The sequence below is a fragment of the Pseudomonas protegens genome (assembly GCF_003732485.1).
Taxonomy (GTDB): domain Bacteria; phylum Pseudomonadota; class Gammaproteobacteria; order Pseudomonadales; family Pseudomonadaceae; genus Aquipseudomonas; species Aquipseudomonas protegens_B.
The window spans coordinates 341694-346820 of the sequence record NZ_MOAK01000081.1 but is presented as its reverse complement, the minus strand read 5'-3'; the positions used below and the strand labels follow the sequence as shown (position 1 = coordinate 346820).

4 protein-coding genes and 1 pseudogene are annotated in these 5127 nt (G+C 62.8%); all 5 read left to right on the top strand.

Features of this window, described 5'->3' with window-relative positions; translation table 11 throughout:
- Window positions 1-474 (top strand): sugar transferase (locus BLX41_RS33870; protein WP_185073777.1); only part of this gene is annotated, 474 nt, incomplete at its 5' end.
- On the top strand, window positions 475-1932 hold the full coding sequence (locus BLX41_RS25435; protein WP_123727100.1) for a mannose-1-phosphate guanylyltransferase/mannose-6-phosphate isomerase: 1458 nt from the start codon (window positions 475-477) through the stop codon (window positions 1930-1932).
- A 68-nt stretch (window positions 1933-2000) separates the two neighbouring features.
- Window positions 2001-2777 (top strand): polysaccharide biosynthesis/export family protein, encoded by a 777-nt coding sequence (locus tag BLX41_RS25430; RefSeq protein ID WP_123727099.1) that lies wholly within the window; start codon window positions 2001-2003, stop codon window positions 2775-2777.
- Between the two features lie 18 nt (window positions 2778-2795).
- On the top strand, window positions 2796-4790 hold the full coding sequence (locus BLX41_RS25425) for a GumC family protein (RefSeq protein WP_123727098.1): 1995 nt from the start codon (window positions 2796-2798) through the stop codon (window positions 4788-4790).
- A pseudogene (locus BLX41_RS36225) lies at window positions 4790-5127 on the top strand (glycosyl transferase family 1); the annotation flags it as partial. The gene BLX41_RS25425 and the pseudogene BLX41_RS36225, both read left to right, overlap by 1 nt.

Genomic DNA, 5127 nt, shown 5'->3' with positions numbered 1-5127 from the left:
CAGAAGCGCTACGGCTACAACAACCGGCTGATCGAGGTCTACAAGTTCCGCTCGATGCACCAGCACCTGAGCGACGCCAACGCCGAGAAACAGACCACCCGTGGCGACCCGCGCATCACCCGGGTCGGGCGAATCATCCGCAAGACCAGCCTCGACGAGCTGCCCCAACTGTTCAATGTGTTCGCCGGCAGCATGTCCATGGTCGGTCCGCGGCCCCACGCTACAGCGACCAAGGCTGCCGGCATCCTCTTCGAGGAGGCGGTCAAGGAATACACCTCCCGCCACAGGGTCAAGCCGGGCATCACCGGGCTGGCGCAGATCAATGGTTACCGTGGCGAAACCGACACCCTGGAAAAGATCGAAAAACGTGTCGAATTCGACCTGGAATACATCGAAAACTGGTCAGTCTGGTTTGACCTGTACATCCTGTTCCGCACCATTCCGTCCGTCATCATGACCCGCGAGGCCTTCTGAATGAGCACACTCATTCCCTGCATCATTGCTGGCGGCGCCGGCACCCGGCTGTGGCCGGTATCCCGTGAGGCGATGCCCAAACCCTTCATGCGCCTGCCGGACGGCGAGAGCCTGCTGCAGAAGACCTTCGTGCGCGCCACAACCCTCAAGGACGTCGGCCGCCTGCTGACGGTAACCAACCGCGAGGTGTTCTTTCGCACCCTGGATGATTACCGCCTGCTGAACACCACCCGAATCGATCTGGATTTCATCCTCGAACCCTTCGGGCGCAACACCGCGCCGGCCATTGCCGCCGCGGCCCTGCATGTCAGCCGCCTGTACGGCGATGATGCGCAATTGCTGGTGCTGCCTGCCGACCATCTGATCAAGGACGTCCAGGCCTTTGCCGCGGCGGTGGAGAGCGCCCGACAGCTGGCCGATCAAGGCTGGCTGGCAACCTTCGGCATAGTGCCGACCCATGCTGAAACCGGCTTCGGTTACATCGAGAAAGGCCAGGGCCTGAACAGCGAAAGCTTCCAGGTCAGCCGCTTCGTCGAAAAACCCGACGCCGCGACGGCCCAGCGTTACGTCGATGGTGGCCTGCATCTGTGGAACGGCGGGATGTTCTGCATGCGCGCCGATGTGATCCTCCAGGAGCTGCGCGAGTTCGTCCCCGAGCTCGTCAGCGCCGTCGAGCACTGTCTGGAGCTGAGCCATCGCAAGGAAGGCAAGCACGAACTGCAAGTGGAACTGGACGGCGAAAGCTTCGCCCTGGCGCCCGATATCTCCATCGACTACGCGGTGATGGAACGCTCGAAGAAAGTGGCCGTGGTGCCTTGCCAACTGGGCTGGAGCGACATCGGCTCATGGCAGGCGGTTCGAGATCTGACCCCGGCGGACGAACACGGCAACCAGTGCAACGGCGAGACCGTGCTGCACGATGTCAACAACTGCTACATCGACTCGCGCAAGCGCCTGGTGGGCGGGGTCGGCCTGAACAACCTGATCATCATCGACACCCCGGATGCGCTGCTGGTAGCCGATGGCAACCGCAGCCAGGACGTCAAGCTGATCGCCCAGGAACTCAAGCGCCTGGGCCATGACGCCTACAAACTGCACCGCACCGTGACCCGGCCCTGGGGCACCTACACCGTGCTCGAGGAGGGGCCGCGCTTCAAGATCAAACGCATCATGGTCAAGCCCGAAGCCTCTCTGTCGCTGCAGATGCACCACCACCGCAGCGAGCACTGGATAGTGGTCAGCGGCATGGCCCGGGTGACCAATGGCGAGGATGAGTTCCTGCTCAACACCAACGAGTCGACCTTCATCAAGCCCGGTCGCACCCATCGGCTGGTCAATCCCGGGGTGATTGATCTGGTGATGATCGAAGTGCAGAGCGGCGAGTACCTGGGCGAAGACGACATCGTGCGCTTCAACGACATTTATGGGCGGGCCCCCGCCGAACCCGACAAAACCTGAAACAGCGCTTGACCCGTGAATCTGGCCCGACAGGGAGTTGTGACTATGCACGCCAGGAAGATCGCTCGATGAAGAAACTGCTGCTGATTTCCAGTCTTTTCATGCTCTGTGCCTGTTCCATACCCGCAAAGGTGGAGTTGCCTCCCAGCCAGGATCTGCAGGCTGCCCACCGCGCCGGAGATGCCTTGGCCGGCCAGCCGCTGCCGCCCCAGCGGATTCGCCCGGGAGACACCCTGCGCATCGTCCGCAACACCGGCGAGGCGCCGTCGATCTCGGCCTTCACCGCCAACTCGATCTACGAACTCACACTGTTCACCGTGCTCAACGACGGCACCTTCGCCTATCCCTATGCCGGGCAGATCAAGGCCGCGGGCCTGACCCCGCAACAGCTGACCCAGGTCCTGGAAAACAAGCTGAAGAACATCTACCAGGACTCGGCCCTGACGGTGAACATCAACCAAGCGCCGGGCAACACGGTGTTCGTCGGCGGTTCGGTGCGCAATCCGGCGTCCCTGCCGGTGACCGTGACCACCACCCTGGAACAGGCGATCGTCGGCGCTGGCGGCCTGCTGTCGGTGGGCGACAGCCGCAACATCGCCCTGCTGCGCGAGGGCGAGGACGGTCGCTACAAGACCTACTTTTTCGACTACCGAAAATTCATGATCGCCGGCAACGCCGGAGCCGCGCCGGTGCTGCTGCAACGCGGCGACGTGGTTTTCGTGCCCAAGTCCAGCGTCGGCAACGGCATTGAATGGGTGGATGTGTACCTCAACCAGTTGATTCCGTTCACCAAGTCGATCGGCATCGGGGCGAGTTACGAAATCAATCGCCAGTCGGCCAACTGATCGCCAAGGACAGCACTCATGATCAATATCCGTTCCTTTCGCGATCTGCTGCGGTTGTTCTTCATCTTCAAGCGCGAGGTCAAGATCACCGTCCTGGTGACCTTCATCATCATCGTGCTGGGGGCTTTCTTGCTGCCCAACCGCTTCGAATCCACCGCCCTGCTGCTGGTCAAGCCCGGACGCGACACCAGCACCCTGCCGATCGAGATTGCCGACCGCCAGGCAGTCGTCATCCCCAGCGCCCAGCGCGACCCGATCATCGATGAAGAGCGCATCCTCGCCGGCGAGCCCATTGCCCGCAAAGTGGCGCAGCAGTACCTCGACGACCTGTCCCGCCAACCCCAGCCCGGCGGCATCCTGGGCAGCGTGAAGAATGCCGTGAAAAGCGCCCTGGAGGGCCTGGTGGACCTGCTGCGAGGCGCCCTGCAATTGGTCGGCCTGGTGGAAAAGCAGACCCCGGTCGAACGCTTGACCGAACGCATGCTGAAAAACTTCAGCGTGACCCACGCCGCCGGTTCCTCGGTAATGGAGGTGAGCTTCACCTGGAACGACCCGCAAGTGGCCCAGACGGTGGTCAAGAGCTGGATCGAGCAGTACCAGCAGGAGCGCGCACAAACCCTCGGCCGCAAGAGCCTGTACGCCTTCTATGAAACCGAAAGCGCCAGCACCAACCAGCGCATCCTCGGCTTCAAGACGCAGATCGCCGACTACCTCAACCAGTTGGGGGCGGTGAGCATCGACGAGCGCCTCAACGACATCTCGCGCAACCTCAATAACCTCAAGGGCGAGCACCTCAATACCACCCGGGCGGTGGCGTCCACCAAGAGCGGCCTGGACACTATCCAGAAACAGCTCAACAGCATGAAGAAAGAGATCAGTATCGGCCGCCAGATGAGCCTCAACCCCGATCGCCAGGACCTGCAGCAGCGGATCAACGCCAAACAGATCGAGCGCCAGGAAATGCTCCGCACCTTCAAGGAAGGTGCGCCGCCGGTCCGGGCCATGGATGCCGCCATTACCAACCTGCAAGCCTTGCTGAAATCGGAAAACAGCACGGTGCAGCGCAGCGAGAACCTGGCACCGAATCCGGTCTATACCCGCCTGCAGAACAGCTTCGCCGACCAGCAGGCCAGCCTCAGCCGCCTGCAGACCCAGGCCGCCCAGCAACAGACCCAATTGCTCAAGCTGGAACAGGACCGGCGCCAGGCCCTGGCCCTGGAGCCGGAACTGGCGCGCTTGCAACGCGAACTCAGCGCGGCGGAAAAGAGCTTTGCGCTGTACAGCGACAGCACTGAGAAGGCACGGATCGACCGGGAACTGGACCAGAGCCAGATCAGCAATATCGCGCTGATCGAAGAAGCCACTTTCAAGCCCAGCCGGGTCTTTCCCAAGAGCCTGAGCATGCTGCTGGCGGCCATTCCCCTGAGCCTGGCCGTGGGCCTGCTGGCGCTGTACTTCTTCTATCTGCTGGATCAGCGCATCCATGACGGCGACCAGATCGAAGAGCGCTTCGGGGTCAAGGTCTGGAGCAGCCTGCAGGACCTGGACAGCCACCTGCCGCAACGCAACAGCGCCTTTACCGCCAGCCTCTATCGGCTGTACGGCGTACTGCCCCTGGAGCGGGTTGCGGAACAGGGACTGGTGATCGGCCTGACCTCGGCACGCCACGGCGAGGGGGTGAGTTTCGTCACCGGTCACCTGCGGGACCTGCTGCTGGAGCGTGGCCATCAGGTCCGGGTCAACGGCCCGGCCAAGGCCACTCCCGGGGAAATCGTGCTGCTGGAAGCCTCCGGTTTTTTCTCCAACCAGGAGGCCTTTGTCAGCCTGCGCGAGGCGGACCTGATCGCCCTGATCGTCGAAGCCGAAACCACCACAGTGCCAGTGCTGCAGAACGCCCTGTCGATCCTCAATACCGCGTTCAAGCGGGTCGACGGCATCATCATCAACCGTCGACGCTTCGGCATCCCGGAGAACGTGCTGAGTTTCATGGCACGGATCAGGAGTCCAAGCTGATGCATGTCGCCCTGCTGGCTCCCATGCCTCCCGAACAGAACGGTATCGCCGACTACGCCGCACACCTGCGTGCCGCATTGGAGGGGCTGGGACTGCGGGTCAGTACGCCCCTGGCGGGACTGGGCAACGACCCGGATCGGGCGGTGGAACGTGTGGCGCAAACGGACTGGCAGGGCATCGATCTGGTTCACGCCGAACTGGGGGGTGGCCGGCTGGCGGAGTTCCACGCCCTCAAGGCCTTGCGCCAACGCTTTCCCAGCCTGCCCTTGAGCGCCACGGTGCACGACCCCGAGCGCCTGGTCTGGCGTCGGGCCAGCCTGCCCTGGCCACTGTCACT

Bases quoted from the DNA above. Each gene is read 5' to 3' on its own strand.
- BLX41_RS25435 (WP_123727100.1), top strand. From the start codon at position 475: ATGAGCACACTCATTCCCTGCATCATTGCTGGCGGCGCCGGCACCCGG.
- BLX41_RS25430 (WP_123727099.1), top strand. From the start codon at position 2,001: ATGAAGAAACTGCTGCTGATTTCCAGTCTTTTCATGCTCTGTGCCTGT.
- BLX41_RS25425 (WP_123727098.1), top strand. From the start codon at position 2,796: ATGATCAATATCCGTTCCTTTCGCGATCTGCTGCGGTTGTTCTTCATC.